This is a genomic window from Paenirhizobium daejeonense, assembly GCF_014280875.1.
GTDB classification, from domain to species: Bacteria; Pseudomonadota; Alphaproteobacteria; order Rhizobiales; family Rhizobiaceae; genus Allorhizobium; species Allorhizobium daejeonense.
The window spans coordinates 190,193-210,406 of the sequence record NZ_JACLAL010000009.1 but is presented as its reverse complement, the minus strand read 5'-3'; the positions used below and the strand labels follow the sequence as shown (position 1 = coordinate 210,406).

16 protein-coding genes are annotated in these 20,214 nt (G+C 61.6%); 12 read left to right on the top strand and 4 right to left on the bottom strand.

Annotation, left to right across the window (positions count from 1 at the left end; translation table 11 throughout):
• Nucleotides 1-381: 381 nt before the first annotated feature.
• Genes H4I99_RS20725 through H4I99_RS20715 form a run of 3 tightly spaced genes read right to left on the bottom strand, consistent with a single transcriptional unit; the run spans nucleotide 382 to nucleotide 4,120 of the window.
• Complete coding sequence (locus H4I99_RS20725) at nucleotides 382-1,863, bottom strand: aldehyde dehydrogenase family protein (RefSeq protein WP_163898495.1); 1,482 nt, start codon at nucleotides 1,861-1,863, stop codon at nucleotides 382-384.
• A gap of 19 nt (nucleotides 1,864-1,882) precedes the next feature.
• A complete protein-coding gene (locus tag H4I99_RS20720; RefSeq protein WP_163898492.1) occupies nucleotides 1,883-3,181 on the bottom strand; it encodes a glycosyltransferase in 1,299 nt (432 codons plus the stop codon).
• A gap of 6 nt (nucleotides 3,182-3,187) precedes the next feature.
• Nucleotides 3,188-4,120, bottom strand: a complete 933-nt coding sequence (locus tag H4I99_RS20715; protein ID WP_163898489.1) for a GntR family transcriptional regulator — start codon at nucleotides 4,118-4,120, stop codon at nucleotides 3,188-3,190.
• A gap of 214 nt (nucleotides 4,121-4,334) precedes the next feature.
• Here H4I99_RS20715 and H4I99_RS20710 point away from each other — a divergent pair, with 214 nt between their 5' ends.
• From H4I99_RS20710 to H4I99_RS20670, 9 genes are all read left to right on the top strand, one after another.
• A complete protein-coding gene (locus H4I99_RS20710) occupies nucleotides 4,335-5,393 on the top strand; it encodes a polyamine ABC transporter substrate-binding protein (protein ID WP_246225549.1) in 1,059 nt (352 codons plus the stop codon).
• A 177-nt stretch (nucleotides 5,394-5,570) separates the two neighbouring features.
• Nucleotides 5,571-6,371 carry an ABC transporter permease gene (locus tag H4I99_RS20705; RefSeq protein ID WP_237352020.1) on the top strand — a complete coding sequence of 267 codons (801 nt, stop codon included), beginning with the start codon at nucleotides 5,571-5,573 and terminating at the stop codon, nucleotides 6,369-6,371.
• Complete coding sequence (locus H4I99_RS20700) at nucleotides 6,368-7,159, top strand: ABC transporter permease (RefSeq protein WP_163898485.1); 792 nt, start codon at nucleotides 6,368-6,370, stop codon at nucleotides 7,157-7,159. Before H4I99_RS20705 ends, H4I99_RS20700 begins: the two co-directional genes overlap by 4 nt.
• Complete coding sequence (locus tag H4I99_RS20695) at nucleotides 7,156-8,199, top strand: ABC transporter ATP-binding protein (RefSeq protein ID WP_163898482.1); 1,044 nt, start codon at nucleotides 7,156-7,158, stop codon at nucleotides 8,197-8,199. The genes H4I99_RS20700 and H4I99_RS20695 overlap by 4 nt, the downstream gene beginning before the upstream one ends.
• A gap of 19 nt (nucleotides 8,200-8,218) precedes the next feature.
• Nucleotides 8,219-9,511 carry a nucleotide disphospho-sugar-binding domain-containing protein gene (locus H4I99_RS20690; RefSeq protein WP_163898479.1) on the top strand — a complete coding sequence of 431 codons (1,293 nt, stop codon included), beginning with the start codon at nucleotides 8,219-8,221 and terminating at the stop codon, nucleotides 9,509-9,511.
• On the top strand, nucleotides 9,504-9,866 hold the full coding sequence (locus tag H4I99_RS20685; protein WP_163898476.1) for a cupin domain-containing protein: 363 nt from the start codon (nucleotides 9,504-9,506) through the stop codon (nucleotides 9,864-9,866). The genes H4I99_RS20690 and H4I99_RS20685 overlap by 8 nt, the downstream gene beginning before the upstream one ends.
• A 132-nt stretch (nucleotides 9,867-9,998) precedes the next feature.
• Entirely contained in the window at nucleotides 9,999-10,346 is a 348-nt protein-coding gene (locus tag H4I99_RS20680) for a cupin domain-containing protein (protein WP_163898473.1), read from the top strand.
• A gap of 108 nt (nucleotides 10,347-10,454) precedes the next feature.
• Nucleotides 10,455-11,969, top strand: coding sequence for an aldehyde dehydrogenase family protein (locus H4I99_RS20675; RefSeq protein WP_163898470.1), 1,515 nt, complete (start codon nucleotides 10,455-10,457; stop codon nucleotides 11,967-11,969).
• A 24-nt stretch (nucleotides 11,970-11,993) separates the two neighbouring features.
• Complete coding sequence (locus tag H4I99_RS20670) at nucleotides 11,994-13,181, top strand: saccharopine dehydrogenase family protein (protein WP_163898467.1); 1,188 nt, start codon at nucleotides 11,994-11,996, stop codon at nucleotides 13,179-13,181.
• Between the two features lie 138 nt (nucleotides 13,182-13,319).
• Here H4I99_RS20670 and H4I99_RS20665 read toward each other — a convergent pair whose 3' ends face one another.
• Nucleotides 13,320-14,768 (bottom strand): aldehyde dehydrogenase family protein, encoded by a 1,449-nt coding sequence (locus H4I99_RS20665; protein WP_163898464.1) that lies wholly within the window; start codon nucleotides 14,766-14,768, stop codon nucleotides 13,320-13,322.
• 914 nt (nucleotides 14,769-15,682) lie between these two features.
• Between H4I99_RS20665 and H4I99_RS20660 the strand changes: the two genes are divergently transcribed.
• The 3 genes from H4I99_RS20660 to H4I99_RS20650 are packed head-to-tail and all read left to right on the top strand — an operon-like array spanning nucleotide 15,683 to nucleotide 20,173.
• Complete coding sequence (locus tag H4I99_RS20660; protein ID WP_163898461.1) at nucleotides 15,683-17,389, top strand: glycerol-3-phosphate dehydrogenase/oxidase; 1,707 nt, start codon at nucleotides 15,683-15,685, stop codon at nucleotides 17,387-17,389.
• Nucleotides 17,382-18,851, top strand: coding sequence for an FGGY-family carbohydrate kinase (locus H4I99_RS20655; RefSeq protein ID WP_163898458.1), 1,470 nt, complete (start codon nucleotides 17,382-17,384; stop codon nucleotides 18,849-18,851). Before H4I99_RS20660 ends, H4I99_RS20655 begins: the two co-directional genes overlap by 8 nt.
• Before the next feature lie 44 nt (nucleotides 18,852-18,895).
• Nucleotides 18,896-20,173 carry an ABC transporter substrate-binding protein gene (locus tag H4I99_RS20650; protein ID WP_244625202.1) on the top strand — a complete coding sequence of 426 codons (1,278 nt, stop codon included), beginning with the start codon at nucleotides 18,896-18,898 and terminating at the stop codon, nucleotides 20,171-20,173.
• Nucleotides 20,174-20,214 lie beyond the last annotated feature (41 nt).

The window sequence follows — 20,214 nt, the reverse complement described above, 5'->3', positions numbered from 1 at the left end:
AGGGCGCAGTTTGAATTGGCGGAGTGGAGATCATCGCAGCTCCGCTGCTTCCTACGTCATCTGCAACGAATGGAGATGGTGAAAGGCCGCGTTTCAGCAGTTTTCCGTTTGCCGACCTTTGTCCGGAACCCCGCGGTCGAAGGTCGGTAATGTCCGTAGGATTTCCCTGTCTCGGACATTGAAAGGGACGCGCGCTATCCGCCGCGCGTGTCCCGTTTGTTTTCGATAGAAAACCCTGGGCAGTATCGGACAGGCGCGGATCGATCTCCAATCCACTCTGGGTCGCTCCGGTCAGACATGGTTGGTTGCGGTCTGGGGAAGGCTTCTTGTCGATTTCGCTGCCCTGTCGTTCCCGAACATGCTGACGCGTGCCCGCCGCCCTCAGGCCGGCTTTATGTACCAGCCCCACGGTTCCTCGCTATTGAACGAGGTGATCTGCTTGGTCTCAAGATAGTTGGAGAGCCCCCATCGGCCGAGTTCGCGACCGATGCCAGACTGCTTGTAGCCGCCCCATGGCGCTTCGGTAAATGTCGGCTGCGAGCAGTTGATCCATACGATCCCGGCGCGGAAGGCCTTCGCAACCCGTTCGCAGCGGGCCTTGTCCTTGGACATGACGGCGGCGGCGAGGCCGAAGCGGCTGTCATTCGCCATGCGGATCGCATCCACCTCGTCCTTGAACGGTCTGACGCAGACGACGGGGCCGAAGATCTCCTCGGTCCAGACGAAGCTATCCTCCGGCATGTCGGTGAGGATGGTCGGCTCGAGGAAATAGCCCTTGTCGAGACCGGCGGGCCGCTTGCCGCCGCCGGCGACGACAGCACCTTCCGTCTTGCCGCGTTCGATGGCGGCCAGAACCTTGTCATACTGGCCCTTCGAGACGAGCGGGCCGAGCAGCGTTCTATCCTCAAGCCCGTTGCCGATGCGGATTTTCGCGGATTCGGCGACAAGCCGCTCCATGAGAGCCGGATAAAGACTGTCCTCCACCAGAACCCGCGAGGTTGCCGAGCAGACCTGCCCCTGATTCCAGAAGATGCCGAACATGATCCATTCGACGGCCTTCTCGATGTCGCTGTCGGCAAAGACGACGAAAGGCGACTTGCCGCCGAGTTCCAGGCTGACATTCTTGATGTCGCGTGCCGCCGCCGCCATGATCTTCGCGCCTGTCGGCACGGAGCCGGTGAAGGCGAGCTTGTCGACGCCGGGATGTTCCGAAAGCGGCTGGCCGGCCTCCGCGCCTAGCCCCGTCACAATGTTCAGCACGCCGGCCGGAAGACCCGCTTCCTCGACGATTGCGCCCAGTTCCAGCGCGGTGAGCGGCGTCAGCTCGGAAGGCTTCAGCACCATGGTGCAGCCGGCGGCAAGGGCCGGCGCTACCTTCCACGAGGCCATCAGCAGCGGATAGTTCCACGGGATGATCGCGCCGGCGACGCCGATCGGTTCCCGCACGACCTTAGAGGAGAAGCGGGGCTCTGCGAGCGTGATCGTTTCTTCCGGATTGTCGTCCATCTCCTCGGCGAGGCCGGCATAGAAGGCGAAGCAGCCTGCCGTATCCTCCACGTCCCAGACGGCTTCCGGCATGGGCTTGCCATTATCGATCACTTCGAGCCGGGCAAGATCGAGCTTGCGGGCGAGAATGATCTCAGAAATACGGCGCAGGACCGCTCCGCGTTCCTTGCCGGAAAGCCTCGTCCATGGTCCCTTGTCGAAGGCAAGGCGTGCTGCTTTCACGGCAGCATCGATGTCTTCCCTTGTGCCGGCGGGCGCCTGATGCACGACCTCTTCGGTTGCGGGGTTGATGACCGGGAAGGTGCCGCCCTTCGCCGGGGCCTGCCACTTGCCGTCGATGAAGAGCCTGTCACGCATTCGATGTCTCCCGATAGGTTCAGATGGAAGCCCGCGCGGCAGCTTTGGCGCCGGTCGCGACCCTGACGATTTCTTCCGCCGCCCGCGTCACGCCGGCAGCCTTGCGCATGCCGGCCGAATTGGCCTTCAGGCGCGCATGCATGTCGCTGTCGCCGAGAAGTCCCCTTATCGCACTGGCGAGTTGGTCCTCGCTCCAGTTGTAGCGAGCGAGTTTTCGGCCGACGCCGGTTTCGGCGGCACGCGTCGCATTGTCGTGACCGTCCCAGCAATAGGGCATGACGAGCGATGGGACGCCGTAATAAAGCGCCTCGCAGAAGGAATTATTGCCACCGTGATGTATGAAGAGGCTTGCCTGTTCGACTACGGAGGGCTGTGGGAACCAGCTGTCGATGAAGACATTATCCGGCACCTCGCGATATTCCTCCCGCCAGTTACCCGCATTGACGAGGAAGCGGAAGGGCAGGGTGGCAAAGACGGAAATCATCCGCTTCGTCATGTCCACGTCCATGGCCCCGAGCGAGCCGAAGCTCGTCAGCACCAGTGGTGCCTCGTTGTGGCTCGCAAAGCGCGGCGGAGTATAGGGCGCCTCACGGCGAACGCAGCCGTCGAGGAAGACGAAGCGTGCGGAATCGAGGGGCTGGCGACGCCGATGCCGGATGATCTCGGGCGCAAGCAGCAGGTTCAGCCAGGGTGAGGCGTCGAGGAAAATCGGTGTCTGCGGCGCTTTCAGGCCGCAATCCGCGAGAAAGGCGGAAAAACGCTTGTGTGCGGGAGCGACCGTTTTCTCGTAACGCTCGGAATAAACCGCCCATGCGGCGCGTTCGTCTTCCCCGCAGCCGGAGAGATGGGGCGGCATGTCCTCGTCCGGTATCTCCGTTTCGGCGCAGGAGACAACACGAATCCAGGGCACGCCCGCATTCGCGATGGCCGGAAACATGACGACATTGTCGAGCACGATCGCATCCGGTTTCAGCCGCACGAGAAGCTGGCGCAGCGGTTCCTCGACGCGCATGGCGGTGTCCACGATCGCGTCCCAGGTCGGGCCGACATAGCTCTCGACCTGCTCCAGCGGTGTCTGCCGGAAAGCATCCTGATGACGTTCGATGAAGTCGTTCCAGTCTGTCTGAGTTCCGGCCTCGGCCTCTGTGAGCTGATATTCCGGAAACCCGTATTCCGCGAAAACCCCGCTGAAACCGGGATGACAGAGAAAGACCGGGCGATGTCCCATGCGACGCAGTTCCTGGGCGATGCCGACGCAGTTCAGCGCCGCGCCGTAGCTCGCTTCGGGAAAGAGGGCGATGGTTTTGACTGGCGTCATGGAGGATTAACGCGCGCCGAGCTTGAAGGCGGGAGGGACGCCGCGACCGGCAAGCCGGGGGCGCTGGGTCTGGGAAAGCTGTATATGCACACGCATGAGATCGGCGGCAAGCTCCATCTGGCCGCGCTCGATCTGCTCGAGGATCTGGATGTGTTCGAGGTTCGACTGCATCAAGCGGAAGGCGTTGATGTGCACGGTCGGAGGCGTCGCGCGCCGACGTCGGTGATGGTTGGTGAGCGCTTCCGCCATGAAGGGATTGCCGCAGGAACGGGCGATCAGCAGATGGAAATCGAAGTCCGTGCGGTCAAAGAGTTTCCGGTCAAAGGTCGTTTCGTTCATACCACGCAGGATCAGCATGGATTGACGCAGCGCCGTCATAGCCGGGATATCGCGCTTGAAATCGGGCAGTGTCAGCGCCAGCGGTTCGGTCGCCAGACGGAATTCATAGCTCTTGGCTGTGGCATCGCCGCTGATGGCGAACTGTTTCAGCATCCATTGCTGACCGGAACCACGCTCCGCGAGACTTTCCTCCGCCAGTTTCATCAGCGCATTTTGTACCGTCTGCCGGGGGACTTCGTAGCGGCGCTGCAGGGCGGCGATCGTCTGGCTTTCGCCGATCCGACCGGCTGAAAGATCACGCAGGATCGCGGCGTAGATTTCATTTTCGCCTTCGCCTTCCGAGGTGTCCTCAAGACGCGCCGTGGCGACGGGATCGATCGCAAGCAGATAGCCGCCATCCGTGTCCGCCGTCACCAGTTCGCGTTCGGCAAGTATCTGCAAAGCCTTGCGTATCGGGGTTCTGGAGACGTTGCACAGGGAGGCAAGGGCCTGTTCGGCAAGCCGTTCGCCGGGAAGCATTCCGCGCTCGCCGGCGACATCCAGTATTTTTTGCGCCAGTTCGACATGGCGAAAGTTGGTGCGTTTCGGTTCCTGGCTCATCGGCGGTAATTGCTCTCCATGACCGTGCATGCTGCCCTTTGCGCTGAAGTTTAGCAAGTCCGTCAAAACCGGTTTTCGTTTCCGCACACAAAAATGCACGCCCCCTATTGACGTATTTTTTTTCTAAATAATACTGCCACTCGACTGGGAATGAGACCGGAGAACCGGCGCGCCCGTCAAAGAGGCTGGAACAATAGAAACAAGGGAGTCTTCCGTGAAAGCGAAGAACGGACTGACTGCGACCTCTGCGGCCGCGGTGCTTCTTGCTGCAAGCCTTGCGGCCGGCGCGGCATCCGCCGCCGATCTCGTCATCTCGAACTGGGACGGCTACATGGCCCCGGATATCGCCGATGCCTTCAAGGCTGCGACCGGGCTGGAGATCGAGGTGGTCAACCACGCCACCAATGAAGAGATCATGGGCAAGCTGATGGCGAGCGGCGGCAAGGGCTATGACGTCGTCTTCGTCTCCTCGCCTTTCGCGGAAATCCTGAACGGGCAGGGGCTGGCGGAGCCGATCGACAAGGCGGCCGTGCCGAACCTTGCCAATCTCTATCCGGAAGCAACCACGCTCGCCTATGATCCTGGCAACGCCTTCTCCGTTCCTTACACCTGGGGCACGACCGGTCTCTGCTACCGTTCCGACCTCGTGCAGGGTACGCCGGACAGCTGGCTGAACCTGCTTCAGCCGACAGACGCCTTGAAGGGCAAGACCACGATGCTCGCCACCGACCGCTGGCTGATGGCGGCGGGTGAACTCGCCAAGGGCTATTCCGTCAACGAGAAGGACCCGGCAAAGCTGGAGGAGGTGAAGAACCTCCTGATTGAGGCGAAGAGGACGCTTCTCGCCTATGACGACACGACCTTCTATTCGAAGCTCGTTTCCGGCGAGGCGTCGCTGGTGCATGCCTGGGACGGCTGGTGCAACTACGGTATCGGTGAGAACAAGGAGATCAAGTTCGTTGTGCCGAAGGAAGGTTCCGACCTCTGGATCGACACCATCGTCGTGATGAAAAGCTCCGAGCGCAAGGACGCGGCGATGAAGTTCATCAACTTCATCCTCGACGCCAAGAACCACGCCTGGGCCGCCCAGAACATCCTTTACAAGGTGCCGAACAAGGCCGCCATGGATAGCCTCGACAAGGCGCTTGTCGAGCAATATCCGAACATGGCCATGGCGCCTGCAGACCTCGTCAAATACGAGCTCTTGCGCGACCTCGGTTCTGCGCAGAAGGACTATTCCCGCATCGTGAGCGAGATCAAGGCCGCGAACTGATCGGCTAATCCTCCCATGGCGGCGGGCAATCCCCGGCCGCCATGGGGCCCACCATTCATCCATGAACCATCGATGAGCGGAAGCCTGCCGTGGCTTCGCTGGAGTATGCCTTTGTCTTTCAACACCGCCAGACCGAACCTGCTCGCCGCGCCCGGCGTCGCCTGGCTCGTCGCCTTCATGGTGGTGCCGTGCGTGCTCGTCCTGAGTTACGCCTTCTTCGAACGCGGCGTCTGGGGTGGCGTGGAGTACACGTTCACGCTGGAGAATTTCGCCCGCGTCGTCGATCCGCTCTACGCGAAGATCTTTCTCAATTCCGCCCGCATCGCCCTGACGGCGACGGTCGTTGCGATTCTCATTGCCTATCCAGCGGCGTATGCGATCAGCCGCGCACCGCGCATGACCCAGCCGATCCTGCTATTCTTTGCGGTGCTGCCCTTCTGGAGCAATTACCTGATCCGCACTTATGCCTGGATCGTGCTGCTCAACCGCGAGGGCCTCATCAACAATCTGCTGCGTTCGCTCGGTTATACCGGGGAGCCGTTGTCGATGCTCTATACGGAAGCCGCGGTCATCACCGGCCTCGTCTACAACTACCTGCCCTTCGTCATCCTCGCGATCTATTCGACGCTGTCGCGGCTGAACCCGGAGCTGATGGAAGCCTCGCGCGATCTCGGGGCCGGGCCGGTGCGAACCTTCCTGCGCGTGACACTGCCCCTGACCATGCCCGGTGTTGCGGCCGGCGGTGTCTTCGTTTTCGTGCTGTCGATCGGCAATTTCGTGACGCCGGCACTCCTCGGCGGCGGTCGCTTCCAGATGGTCGGCAATCTCGTTTACGACCAGTTCCTGACGGCCAATGACTGGCCCTTCGGCGCGGCTCTCGGTGCGGCCCTGATCGCCACTATGATCGTGCTGCTGCTGGTTCAGGCGCGCGCCACCGCCCACGCTTCGGGCGAGCGGAGAGGGGAGGCGGCGCAATGAACGCCACATTTTCCGGCAAGCTGCCGGGCCGCATCATCCTGTTGCTGGTGTTCGGCTTCCTCTATCTGCCAATTGCAGTCCTGGTGCTGCTTTCCTTCAACGACAGCGGCCTGCCGACATCCTGGTCGGGTTTCTCGACCCGCTGGTACGGGGCGCTTCTTTCCAACACCGATATCCTGCGCGCCGCTTGGAACACGCTTGTCGTCGCCGTCTTCGCCACTGTGGTCTCGACCGTACTCGGCACCCTGCTGGCGCTAGGCATGGAAACGCGGCGGCGCAAGAGCAGCGGACTGGAAGCGCTGGCCTTCGCGCCAATGGTCATCCCCGACATCGTGCTTGCCGTAGCCCTTCTGACGTTCTTCTCCCGGCTTGGCCTGACGATGGGCCTGCACACCATCGTCATCAGCCATGTGATCTTCGACCTCGCCTTTGTCTGCTCGGTCGTGCGCGCCAGGCTCAAGCATTTCGATTTTTCCATCGTCGAGGCATCGCGCGATCTTGGCGCTTCCAGCTGGACGACCTTCTGGCGGGTGACCTTCCCGGTCCTCCTGCCTTCGATCGTCGCCGGTGCGTTGCTTGCCTTCACGCTTTCGGTCGACGAGTTCATCATCGCCTTCTTCACGGCGGGCGCCGGCCGCTCATCCATCACCCTCCCCATGCAGATCTATTCGATGATCCGTTTCGGCATCACGCCGGAGGTCAACGCGCTCGCCACCATCGTCATGGCGGTCAGCGCGACGGTGCTCCTGATCTCGCAATGGCTAAACAGAGAACAGCAGGTCCCATGAGCAGTTCACCGATCCTGCGCATCGAGAGTGTCGCCAAGACCTTCGGGCCGATCACCGCCGTCGACAGCATTTCGCTCGATATCCGTGAGAACGAATTCTTCGCGCTTCTGGGACCTTCGGGCTGCGGCAAGACCACGCTCCTGCGCATGCTCGCCGGTTTCGAGACGCCGAACGCCGGCCGCATCCTGCTCGACGGCAAGGACATCTCGCCGCTGCCGCCCGAAAAGCGGCCGCTCAACCTGATGTTCCAGTCCTATGCGCTCTTCCCCCACATGACCGTGCGTCAGAACCTTTCCTACGGGCTCGAGATGGAGCGTCTGAACAAGGCCGAGATCCGCCGGCGCGTCGACGAGACGCTGGCGATGACGGACCTGACGCAGTTTTCCGAGCGCAAGCCGGAACAGCTTTCCGGCGGCCAGAAGCAGCGCGTGGCGCTGGCCCGCGCATTGGTGAAGCGTCCCAAGGTGCTGCTTCTCGATGAGCCGCTCGGCGCGCTCGACAAGAAGCTGCGGGAAAAGATGCAGCTCGAATTGAAGCGCATGCAGCATGAGGCCGGCATCACCTTCATCATCGTGACCCACGATCAGGAAGAGGCGCTGGTCATGGCCGACCGCATGGCGATCCTGAAGGACGGACGCCTTCTGCAGGTCGGGGCACCGGAAGACGTTTATGAGCGGCCGGCCGACCGCTTCGTGGCGAACTTCATCGGCGTGATGAATTTCATCGAGGGCAAGGTCGGCTCGGATGGCGTCTTCGAGGCGGATGGACTGCGGCTTGCGATACCTGACGCCAGGCCCGGCGTAGCGACGCTTGCGGTACGGCCGGAGAACATGGCCGTCGAGGCCTCCGGCAACCTGCCGGTCGCCGGCGTGATTGCGGATGTCGCCTATCACGGCCTCGACCGCGTGCTGCATGTGAAGACCGCTGCCGCGGAGACACCGCTTCAGGTTCGCGTGCCCGCGAGCGGTGCCGGGTCCTGGCAGATCGGCGCAACACTCAGCCTCGGCATCGACCCGGCGAAATGCCGGCTCTTCCAATAAGCGAGAACAGGGGAACACCATGTCCAAGACAATTGCATTCTTTCCGGAGGCGGCTTTCGGCCCGGCGCTGAATTCGGTCGGCATTGCCCAGGCCGTCGAGGCACTGGGCCACAAGGCCGTCTTCCTTTCCGATCCCGGTTTCGTTTCGGTCTATGAGGGATATGGTTTCGAGGCGCATCCGGTGAACCTTTCCGAGCCGATGCCGCCCGAACAGATGGCGAAGTTCTGGGAAGACTTCATCAACGGCCACATCCCGAATTTCCGCAAATCGCCCTACGATCAGGTCGATAACTACGTGAAGGATTGCTGGACAGCGATCGTCGATAGCGCCAAGTGGGCGCAGAAGGACCTGCCGGGCGTGCTGGCGAAAATCAAGCCGGATCTCATCTGCGTCGACAATGTCATCCTCTTCCCGGCGATCAAGCAGTTCGGCACGCCGTGGGTGCGCATCATCTCCTGCTCGGAAAACGAGATCGAGGACCCCAGGATCCCGCCCCATCTTTCCGGCTGCGGCGAGAAGGATTTCGAAGGCCATGCGGCCTATCGCGATCACTTCAACGATGTCATCAAGCCGATCCACGACGATTTCAATGGCTTCCTTGCCGAGAGTGGAGAGGAGGCCTATCCGATCGGCCAGTTCTTTGAGGCGTCGCCCTTCATGAACCTGCTGCTGTATCCCGAGCCGGCGAAGTTCGAGCGCGAGCATCCGCTCGATCCGAAACAGTTCCAGTATCTCGAGGGTTGCGTCCGCAAGGAAAAATCCTACGAGGTTCCGACATTCGCTGAAAACAACGACAAGCCGCTCCTCTACATTTCCTTCGGCTCCCTCGGTGCTGGCGATACGGACCTCTTGAAGCGTCTGATCGAAACGATCGGCAAGTTGCCCTACCGGGCGCTCGTCAATGTCGGCGATTACAAGGACCAGTACGAGAACCTGCCGGGCAATGTCATCATCGACAGCTGGTTCCCGCAACCTTCGGTCATTCCGCAGGTCGATGCCGTGATCCATCACGGCGGCAACAACTCGTTCACCGAGTGCCTCTATTTCGGCAAGCCGGCGATCATCATGCCCTATGTCTGGGATGGTCATGATAATGCGACGCGCGTGGACGAGACTGGCCACGGCTTCAAGATGCCGCGGTATGACTGGACCGATGCGGACCTTGCGGAAAAGCTCGATGCCTGCATCAACAGCCCTGCCATGAAGGCGAAGCTTGCGGCAACCAGCGCCCACATGCAGGCAAGGAACGGCCCGCAAAAGGCGGCCGGCATCCTCGACGAACTCGTAAAGACCGGTGCCTATAATGGTTGAGACCACGCAATCCTCGGCGCCGCATATCTATGACGCGACGACCTTCTCCGATCTCGTGGACTGGGGCGACCAGCCGGACAGTCTGGAGGGCCAGTCCCATTCTTCCGGCCGGCTTGTGTTCAAGGGACCGAATAACCAGCCGGAATCCGGCATATGGGTTTGCACGCCCGGTCGCTGGCGGCTTTCCATTCCGCGTGACGAGTTCTGCCATTTCGTTGCCGGCCGTGCGGTTTACCGCTCGGATGCCGGCGAGGTGATCGAGGTGGAGCCGGGCACCGTCGTCATGTTCCCCGGTGGCTGGACCGGCGAATGCACCGTGATCGAGACCATGCGCAACATCTACATGCTGGTCTGACCTAGAGCGTTTCCGCTTTTCCCGGAAAGGTGAAAACGCCCAATCCCTTTATTTTAAAGCATTCCCGGACGCAAAAACGCTTCGCACTCTTGCTGGAAATGCTCTCAACAAGAAAATGAAAGGAAACTCCCCATGACCGCAACACCCCTGATGCGCAAGCCGCTCGAGGAAACCGACCTCAAGGACTGGGGCGTGATCCCCACCATGATCGAAGGCGAGAGCCACACCTCCGGCAAGGTCATCTATAAGGGCCCGAACGGAGAGTCCGAGAGCGGGCTGTGGATCTGCACGCCGGGAAAGTGGTTCTGCCATGTCACGAGCGACGAGTTCTGCCACTTTCTCGAAGGACGCTGCACCTATGTGCATGAGAGCGGCGAGGTGATCGAGATCACGCCCGATACCGCAGCCTTCTTCCCGAAGGACTGGAAGGGCGAATGCACCGTCCATGAGACGGTGAAGAAGGTCTACATGATCCGCTGAACGAGAATTGGCGTCCGCCCCTCATCCGCCTGCCGGCACCTTCTCCCCGTAAGCGGAGCGAGGGGGTGAGGGGCGGGCAACCTTTCCGACCCGCAGAATGCCAAGGAAATGACTGATATGTTCAATCCAGCCGAACCCGTTTTCTACCGGCACCCCGTCTATGTTCCGGGCGAGGGCGAGCGCCATGCGGTGATCGACCCGGCGACGCTTGCGACTGTCGGCAGCTTTGCCGATACTACGGCCGCCGAAATGGAAACCGTCCTTGCCGCCGCAACTGCGGCGCAGCGCGACTGGAAGCGGCTCGACGCGAAGACGCGGGCCACTATCCTCCACCGCATTGCTAACCGCATCGAGGCAACCGACATGCGGCGCTGCGCCGAATTGATGTCGCGTGAGATGGGCAAGCCCTACCCCGAGGCGATCGGCGAGGTGGCGAACTGCGCCAGCGCCTTCCGTTATTTCGCCGAGATGGCGCGCGACGAGGCGGGCAAGGTTGCCGGCACGACCCAGGCCGGATCGTTCCAGCATGCGCGTTACGAGGCGCTCGGCGTCAGCGTGCATATCATGCCGTTCAACTTCCCGATCCTGCTGATGTGCTGGACGGTTGCGGCTTCGCTTGCCTCGGGTAACGCCTGCATTATCAAGCCCGCGCCCGCAACGACACTTTCCACGCTCGAATTCATGACCGTGTTCGAAGCTCTGCCGGAAGGGTTGATCGCGTGCCTTCCGGGAGGCGTCGAGCTTGCCAGCGCGCTGATCGCATCGCCGAAAACCCATGCCGTCGCTTTCACGGGATCGGTTGCCGCCGGCAAGGCCGTGGCCATGGCAGCCGCAGCCCAGATGAAGCCGGCCGTGATAGAGGCAGGCGGTTCCGACCCGATGATCATCACCGCGAACGCGCCGCTCGATGTCGCCGCGCCCGGTGCCGTTACCGCAGCCTTTCATATGTCCGGGCAGGTCTGCACGTCGGCCGAACGGTTCTTCGTCGTCGATGCCGTGCATGACGAATTCATCGAGAAGTTCGTCGCCGAGACGAAGCGATTGCGCATCGGTAATGGTCTCACCCGCGCCGAGATCGGTCCACTGGTGAGCGAAGCGGCGCGGGCCAAGGTTATCCGGCTGGTGGAAGACGCTAAGGCCAAGGGAGCCAGGGTTGTCATCGGCGGCAAGATTCCCGAGAGCGAGCCGACCGGTTGGTTCTATGAACCGACCATTCTCACCGGTTGCACCCCCGACATGGCGATCATGCGGGAGGAATGCTTCGGTCCCGTTGCCGCCGTCATGCGGGTCAGGGATTTCGACGAGGCGATCGATCGCGCCAATGATAGCGAATTTGGCCTCGGTGCTTCCATCTTCACCACATCGCTGGAGGAAGCCATGGAGGCCGCCGACCGGCTGGAGGCGGGCATGGTCTGGGTCAACAATCCGCTGATCGATAACGACGCCCTGCCTTTTGGTGGCTGGAAGAAGTCCGGCCTCGGGCGGGAGCTGTCGAAGCTCGGCCTCGATACCTTCCGACGCGCCAAGATGGTCATCATCGACCACAAGCCGGCGGTACAGGGCTGGTGGTATCCCTATCCGGACGACTGGTTCTACGAAGAGGGCGGGCGCAAGCACGTCTGAGATATGCATGCAAAGGAAAGATCAATGATTATCACCCTTCTCGGCGGCGCCGGCTTCATGGGCGCGGGCATCGTGCGCGACCTCCTCTCGGACCGCGCCATCATCGACATCAATACTATCCGTCTTTGCGACGCATCGCGGGAAAAGATGGAAGCACTGGCGACTGAACTCGGCGATCCGCGCATCACACTGGTCAATCTCGATGTGACCAATGCCGAGGCACTGCATGCGGCGATTGCCGGTGCCGATCTCTGCATCAACTGCGTGCCGACCCTGCTCGGTTTCCAGATGACGATTTTCGAGGCGGCTCTGGCGCTCAAGGTGCCTTACATGGACCTTGGCGGCCTTGGCACCTATACCGTCAAGCAGCTTGCAGAACATGAGCGTTTCAAGGCGGCCGGTGTGCCCGCCGTCATTGGCTGCGGCGCGGATCCGGGCATGTCGAACGTCATTTGCCGGGCCGTGGCCGATGAACTCGACGAGATCGACCGGATCAACCTCTACTGGGCCGCAGAACTGGTGGGGGACGAAAACCCGGTGCTGGTGCCCCCTTACAGCGTCTCGACGGTGCTTGCCGAATACGCCCATCCAAGCACCCAGTTCTATGACGGCAAGCATGTGGAATGCGCGCCGATGAGCGGCAGCGAATTCCTCGACCTGCCGGAGCCATGGGGCCGTTGCGAATTCATGCACTCACCTCATTCGGAACAACTTACCGTTCCGCTTGCCGACGGCATCCGGGAGAAGGGCATCCGCGAATTCTCCTGGAAGCTGCATCTGCCGCATCGCGAGCACGAGGCCTGGGTCGGTCTGGTCAAGGCCGGTTTCGGCGATTTCGACGAGCCGGTCGAGATTGGCGGTATCAAGGTCAAGCCGCTCGACGTTCTTAACAAGGTGATCGAACGCAACATCCGTAAACACGCCGACAGGATCCCGACGCAGGACAGCCACGAAATCCATTTCGCCATCGGCCGTGGCCGCAAAGATGGTGTCGAACGCACCGTCCGCGTCGAAGTCACGGTTTCGCCCGATGAAATGTATGCCCCCTATGTCGATGCCTGCACTTCGATGAATGGGTCGATCGCGGCGCAGCTCATCCTTGCCTTGCCGAAAAAGCCGGGAGTTCATGCACCGGAAAGCTATTTCGACGTGGCCACCTATTTCCCCGAGCTGGAGAAGCGGAAATTCCGCATCGCCAAATTCGTCGAGTGATGGGGCTGGCCTGACGGCAGGGCAGGTCACACCTTCCCCGTGCCGACGTTCATAAAAAGACCCGGGCTTTTATGAAGCCCGGGTCTACATGTTTTATCGATAGCGCAGCGATTTGTGGACAGCTGCTGGATGCCTGCCTCAGCCGGCGATGAGCTTGACTTCCATGAAGTCTTCGAGACCCCATTTGCCGCCTTCACGACCGATGCCCGATTGCTTGTAGCCGCCGAAAGGCATGCCCGGAGCGCGCGACGTGCCGTTGATCTGCACCATGCCGGCGCGCAGCTTCCGGGCGACGCGCTGGGCGCGTTCTGGCGAACCGGTCTGGATGTAGGCGGCAAGACCGTATTCGGTATCGTTGGCGATGCGGATCGCATCTTCTTCCGTGTCGAAGGGGATCATCACCAGCACCGGTCCGAAAACCTCCTCGCGGGCAATCGCCATGTCGTTGTTGACGCCGGCGAAGATGGTCGGCCGGACGAAATAGCCGCGGTTAAAGCCTTCGGGGCGGCCGAGCCCACCGAGTACCGGCTTTGCACCTTCCGCAATGCCCTTCTCGATCATGCCCTGTACCTTCTCGAACTGCGCGCCGGAAGAAAGCGGGCCGATGTGATCGCCGTCCTTGGCCGGATCGTCGACGACGACCTGTGCGCCAGCCTTGGCGGCAATCTCGACCGCTGCGTCATAGACGGAACGCTCGACCAGCATGCGGGTCGGTGCGTTGCAGGACTGTCCGGTGTTTTCGAAGCAATGCCTGACGCCGCGCTCGATGGCTGCAGCGAGATCGACGTCGGCGAACACGATGTTCGGCGACTTGCCGCCGAGTTCGAGCGAAACCCGCTTTACGGTGGATGCAGAGGCGCGGGAGACGGCCGCGCCCGCGCGGGTGGAGCCGGTGAACGACATCATATCCACATCAGGATGGCTGGAGAGCGCTTCGCCGACAACAGCGCCCTCGCCGTTGACGAGGTTGAACACACCGGCGGGGAAGCCGGCTTCGTCCATAAACTCGGCAAACAGCATTGCGGACATCGGCGCGATTTCAGACGGCTTCAGCACCACGGTGCAACCGACGGCGACGGCCGGGATGACCTTCAGCGCGATCTGGTTCATAGGCCAGTTCCATGGCGTGATGAGGCCGCAGACGCCGATGGCTTCATGCACGATCCGCTGGTTCGGGCGGCTTTCGTCCGGCAGGGATTCCCATTCGTAAGACTTGAATGCCTTGATGAAAGCCTTCAGGTGGAAAGTGCCCGAAACGGCCTGGGACTCGCGCGAGAGCTTGATCGGCGCGCCCATTTCGGCGGTGATCGTCTCTGCCATCTCTTCCATGCGGCGCTCATAAATGTCGACGAGCTTTTCCAGATAGGCGAGCCGTTCGTCGCGGCTGGTGGTGCTCCAGCTGTCGAAGGCCCGGCGTGCTGCTACCACGGCGCGATCGATATCGCCTGCGGTGCCGCCTGAAATGACGGCATAGGCTTCTTCGGTTGCCGGATTGATGACGTCGATCCGCGTTCCGCCAACCGGAGCGACCCAAGCGCCATCGATATAGAAGTTGAGCTTTTCGATCAGTGTCTTGTTCTGCAGCATGGGGGCATCCTGACTGATGGTAGATTGGAAAGGTGGGTTGGCATTCCTTACAGGCCTGCAACGTGCCGGGCCAGCAATTCCTGCGCCGTGAAGAGATCGAGATGGGCACCGCCGGCATTCTTCAACGGTGTTATGCCATCCCCGGATAGATAGGATGTCGCGTCGTCTCAGCAAAGGTCGAAAAGATCGGCTTCTATGTCGTCCCAGGACATCAACCCGTTTTCGATCGACTGGACGAATTCCCCGCAATCTCCGCAGGTTTCCCGGCTGTCGGTGTGGAGTTCAGCCTAGCGGATGGTTTCGTCGTCGCATTCGCGCATTTTGGACCGCCGATCAGCGCGACATGGCTGCCAGGCTTCAACAGTGCGCCGCGCACAAGTGGCTCGGCTTGCCATGCTGTTACTCAAGGAGAGCGATGCCGCAAGCCTCTCGGCTTTCTGATGCCGTTCCGGATCAGTATCCGGTCGTGACCGGGCGGACCGTGAACGCCGCTTCGATCACATGCGGTGCAACAGCGCCGGGCACCGAGGACGAGAAGCGTCTATGCGTTATCGGTTTCACTCCGCAGGCCGCCATCCACACGATCGCGTTCAAGGTCGAAACGACCTTCGTTGCGTCTGGCAGCACGGATCTCTGCCGGCTGCCGATCCGGTCACCTGGCTGCGACCGGAGACCACAATACAGAAAACGCCTCAGATTTTCCGAACATTGTGTCTCATGCCTGAGACACCGATGATGCCTTTCGGTTTTCCGGTTTTCTAAAGAATTAAGTAATTCAATAACTTGATATTTAATTGATGCTAATGTTTACAAAGATAAACATAGATTGACTTTTATAAAGCAAACTGCAAGGTTTCGCTTGCCTCATCGAACGGGAGCTGGCGGAGGCCGCCTGAGGGGCACTGGGAGAGAGAATGAATATCCGGGAGGAGAGCCTGGCGCGCATCGCGTCGGGTGCGAACTTTGACGTGCTTGTTGTCGGCGGAGGCGTGAATGGCGTCGCCGTTCTGCGCGAACTGGCCCTGAACGGCGTTTCGACGCTTCTCATCGACCGTGCGGATTTCTGCAAGGGCGCAACGAGTGCTTCCTCGCGCATGGCCCACGGCGGCCTTCGTTACCTGGAAAACCGCGAATTCAAGCTGGTTGCCGAATCCGCCCGCGAACGCAATCTTCTCCTGAAGTATGCTCCCCATTTCACCCTGCCGCTGGAAGTGGTCGTGCCGCTTTCCCATTACCTGCACGGACTGGCCGGCTCGATCCTGCGTTTCCTCGGTCTCAGCAGCCGTAGTGGTCCACTGAGCACGGCCGGTCTCAAGGGCGCGCTTTATCTCTACGAATTCCTTGGACGCGTGGACAAGGTCCTGCCGTCGCATCGCACGGCGCTTCGTCGCGCGGCGTTTCCGAAAGCCCTCTCTTCGCGCTACCGCGCCGTCATCAGCTATTTCGATGCTCGCATCCGCAATCCGGAGGCGCTGGTCATGGAAATGATCGAAGACGCTCTGCAGGCGAACGAAAACGTCGCCTGCCTCAACCATGTCGACTGGAAGCAGGACGGCAATGGCATCGCGATCTCGGACCGCGTTTCCGGCCGGACGATACACCTGCGCCCCAAACTCGTCGTCAACGCTGCTGGCGCCTGGGTGGATCAGGTGAACCGGTCGCTCGGCCTAAACACGGGTTATATCCGGCCGGTGAAGGGCGCCCATGTGCTGGTCCGACACGATGAATTGCAGAAGCGCATGGACAGCCGTGCCTTCTATTTCGACGATGGCACAGGCCGCATGGTAATCTGCTATCCACTCGATCACACCATTTTGCTGGGCACTACGGAAATTCAGGTCGATAGCCCTGACGACGACACCGTTGCCGCGTCCGAAACCAAATATCTCACGGGCGCGCTTTCGAGGCTCTTCGACGACATCGATGTTACCGAGCGCAATATCGTGGCGGTAACGACGGGCATTCGTCCGCTGCAGGCTGGCGGTGGCGCAAGCGTCAACCGGGCAAACCGCGACCATCTTATCGCCGAGGACCGGCTCGCTTCCGGCCAGCCGCTTCTCTCTCTGGTCGGGGGCAAGTGGACCACCTTCAGGGCCTTCGGCGAGCAGGCATCCGACCGCATTTTCCAGATCCTTTCCGTCAAGCGCAGGGTGGACACCCGCCGGCGGCAATACCGGGGGGCTGCCGGCATGGGATCGGGCGGCGCGGGCCGGCAGGAACTGGTGAACCGGCTTTGCAGCGGCCTGTCGCTTGCCCCGGCAAGGGCGTCCGATCTGGTTGCCCGATACGGCGCGGTGGCACAGGAGGTCGCAACGTTCTGCAACCTGTCTGCCGATACGGTGATTGCCAGCATTCCGGATTTCACCGAGCGGGAACTACGCTGGCTGATCGAGAAGCGGGCGGCTGTTTTCCTCGATGACCTGCTTTTGCGGCGCACGCAGATCGTTCTCGACGGTCGCTGCACCGAGGCCATCGTGCGCGATTTTGGTTTGCATCTGGCGAAGGTGCGTGGGCTCGATACTGCATGGGCCGAGAAGGAAATCGCCCGCTGCCTCGCCATGCCGACCGTTCTGCCGCAGGGTGCTGCGCGAGCCGAAATGCTGGAGGTTCGCCATGGGTGACCTCTTTCTGGCAATCGACGCCGGCGGCACTGCGGTCAAGGCCGCGATCTTCGACGGAAACGGACGGCTGGTGACATCCCGCGCCGTCGATGTTTCCACGATCCATCGCGACAATGGCTGGGTGGAGCGCGAGCCGGAGGCCTTCTGGCGCAACACGGCGCTCGCTATCCGCGAACTGACCTCCACGCAGGTCGATCCCGGCCGCATCGCCGCCATCGCCTGCACGGGTTTCGGCAATGGCATCTTTCTGGTCGACGAGAACGGTCGCGGTACGCGCGATGGCATCGTCTCGGTCGATCACCGGGCGCAGTCGATCGTCGAGGAGTTTCATCGCGACGGTACGGCCGAAGCGATGGAGGAACTGTCCGGCCACAGGATCTGGGGTGGCCAGACGATCATGCAGTTGATCTGGCTGGCGCGGAACGAACCCGATGTCGTCGCGAGAACCCGCTGGGCGCTGGCCTGCAAGGATTACATCCGCATGCGGTTGACGGGTGTTGCGGCGTCCGACCCGACCGATGCAAGCGGCGGTGGTCTGCTGGATCTGGAGCGCGGCGATTACGACGCCGCCTATTTCGAGCGTCTGGGTATCGGCTCTTTCGTAAGCCGCATGCCGCCGCTCGTGGAAAACACCGGCATAGCCGGGCGGATCTCGCATGCCGCGGCCGAGGAAACAGGCCTGTTGGCCGGAACACCGGTCGTCGCGGCGATGATGGATGTCAGCGCCTGCGTCACCGGCTCCGGCGTGATCGGTGGCGATGCGCTGACCATGATTGCCGGAACGTGGTCGATCAATGCGATCGAAACGGACAGGAAGGTTCGCCAGCCGCCGCCCATCCTCAACATGCTGCACCGGGACCGCGCCTGCCGTCTTCTGGCAGAAGGAAGCCCGACATCGGCGGCCAATCTCAACTGGTATCTTGCGCGCGCCGCCGGTGGCCAGATCGACGTGGCGACGGCCAATGAACTGGTTGCGGCAAGCCCGGTTGCCGGCCGGCGCTGCCACTTCATGCCCTTCGTCAACGGTCCGGCGCCGAGGCGTGGCGCCTTCGTCGGCATCGTCAATTCCGACGATCGCGGCTCGATGCTGCGCGCCCTTTACGAAGGGGTTGCCTTCCAGCATCGCCGGCATGGCGAGAGCGTTGCGGAATATGTCGCACCGCTCAGGCCTTCGACCATCCGCCTCGCAGGCGGCGCATCCAAGAGTGAGGTCTGGTCGCAGATCTTCGCCGATATCTGCGGCCTGCCGGTGGAAGTATCCGAGGGCGAGGAACTTGGCGCGCTCGGTGCCGCGATGTGCGCGGCGGTTGCAACAGGCCATTACAGCGATCTTGCGGCGGCGTCGCGCGGCATGTGCCGCGTGACCCGGACGGCCCTGCCCAATGCGGCGGTGCGCCAGTTCTACGAGGAACGCTATCAGCAATTTCTGACACTCGATCAGAAACTCGCCGATCTCTTCTAGCGATCGGCAACCTGGAAAATCAGTTCTTTGGAGGAGGAATGACGATGAAATTGAAGACAGCCTTTTTATGCTCCGTATGCATGCTGGCGGTGCCGGCTGCCGTCCGGGCGCAGGAAGATGCCTGCGTCGGCAAGGTGCCGACTCTGAACGTGATCGGCCAGGGCATGCCGTCCGTCACTGAACTCGACAAGTATGTCGGCGAGTTCAACAAGAAGTGGCAGACGACGGTGAAGATCAATCTTCTCGGTGAGAACGAGCGCCGCGCCAAGGCGCGTCTCGATGCCTCTACTGGCGCCGGTGCCTATCAGGTCCTTTACGTCGATGAGGCGAACACGCCCGAATATGCGACGGCCGGATGGATCTATCCGCTGGCTGATGTGCTACCCGCCGAATACGACATCGCCGACTTCCGCGTCGACCTCGCCAATGTCGCAAGCTATCAGGGCAAGCAGTATTTCGCGCCCTTCGTCGGTGGTGGCGATATCCTAATCTACCGCAAGGATGTGCTTGAAAAGGCTGGCCTTGCCGTGCCGAAGACGCTGGACGAGATGGTTGCCGGCATCAAGGCGGTCAACGATCCTGCCAACAAGCTTTACGGATGGGCTGCCCGCGGCCAGCGCGGCTCCGGCATGAACGTATGGCGCTGGACACCGTTCTTCCGCGGTCTTGGCGGCGAATGGATGAATGGCGATCAGCCGGCCTTTAACTCCGACAAGGGCGTTCAGGCGACCGAACTCTATATCGACCTGATGAAGTATGCGCCGCCCGGCGTCGGCACGTTCAACTGGTCGGACTCAGTCGAAGCCTTCCGTGGTGGTCAGGTCGCGTACCTGATCGAATCCGACGTGTTCGGTCCGTGGATGGAAGATCCGGAAAAGTCGGTGGTCAAGGGCAAGGTCGGTTATGCCCCGCCGCCCGAGCCGCTCGGCTCTGCCGGCTGGGCGCATGGTTTCGCCGTCTCGACGGTCGGCGCCAAGGACGAGTGCACGAAGAAGGTTGCCGGCGATTTCGTCGGCTGGGCAACCTCCAAGGAGATGGAAGCCCATCGCCTTGCCGACGGCATCGCCTCGGATATCGGCCGCCAGTCCACGCTGAAGAGCGAGGCCTTCGCCAACGCCGTGCCGGCCGAATACATTGAGGCACTGCTGGCGACGGGTTCGCGCACGCAGCTTCTGATCATGGCGAGCCCCGTCTGGCCGGAGATCGGCGACAATCTCGGCCTTGCGCTTGAAGAACTCTTCACCGGTACGAAGACGGACGTTCAGGCAACGCTCGACGAGGCAGCCTTCGCCGCCGAGGACACGCTTCGGCACGCAAAATAACTGCAGAGGCCGCGGCCGGGCGAACATGCGCCCGGCCGGGC

Bases quoted from the DNA above. Each gene is read 5' to 3' on its own strand.
- H4I99_RS20650 (WP_244625202.1), top strand. From the start codon at position 18,896: ATGAAATTGAAGACAGCCTTTTTATGCTCCGTATGCATGCTGGCGGTG.
- H4I99_RS20690 (WP_163898479.1), top strand. From the start codon at position 8,219: ATGTCCAAGACAATTGCATTCTTTCCGGAGGCGGCTTTCGGCCCGGCG.
- H4I99_RS20715 (WP_163898489.1), bottom strand. From the start codon at position 4,120: ATGAGCCAGGAACCGAAACGCACCAACTTTCGCCATGTCGAACTGGCG.
- H4I99_RS20675 (WP_163898470.1), top strand. From the start codon at position 10,455: ATGACTGATATGTTCAATCCAGCCGAACCCGTTTTCTACCGGCACCCC.
- H4I99_RS20665 (WP_163898464.1), bottom strand. From the start codon at position 14,768: ATGCTGCAGAACAAGACACTGATCGAAAAGCTCAACTTCTATATCGAT.
- H4I99_RS20695 (WP_163898482.1), top strand. From the start codon at position 7,156: ATGAGCAGTTCACCGATCCTGCGCATCGAGAGTGTCGCCAAGACCTTC.
- H4I99_RS20680 (WP_163898473.1), top strand. From the start codon at position 9,999: ATGACCGCAACACCCCTGATGCGCAAGCCGCTCGAGGAAACCGACCTC.
- H4I99_RS20700 (WP_163898485.1), top strand. From the start codon at position 6,368: ATGAACGCCACATTTTCCGGCAAGCTGCCGGGCCGCATCATCCTGTTG.
- H4I99_RS20725 (WP_163898495.1), bottom strand. From the start codon at position 1,863: ATGCGTGACAGGCTCTTCATCGACGGCAAGTGGCAGGCCCCGGCGAAG.
- H4I99_RS20685 (WP_163898476.1), top strand. From the start codon at position 9,504: ATGGTTGAGACCACGCAATCCTCGGCGCCGCATATCTATGACGCGACG.
- H4I99_RS20660 (WP_163898461.1), top strand. From the start codon at position 15,683: ATGAATATCCGGGAGGAGAGCCTGGCGCGCATCGCGTCGGGTGCGAAC.
- H4I99_RS20720 (WP_163898492.1), bottom strand. From the start codon at position 3,181: ATGACGCCAGTCAAAACCATCGCCCTCTTTCCCGAAGCGAGCTACGGC.
- H4I99_RS20655 (WP_163898458.1), top strand. From the start codon at position 17,382: ATGGGTGACCTCTTTCTGGCAATCGACGCCGGCGGCACTGCGGTCAAG.
- H4I99_RS20670 (WP_163898467.1), top strand. From the start codon at position 11,994: ATGATTATCACCCTTCTCGGCGGCGCCGGCTTCATGGGCGCGGGCATC.
- H4I99_RS20705 (WP_237352020.1), top strand. From the start codon at position 5,571: ATGGTGGTGCCGTGCGTGCTCGTCCTGAGTTACGCCTTCTTCGAACGC.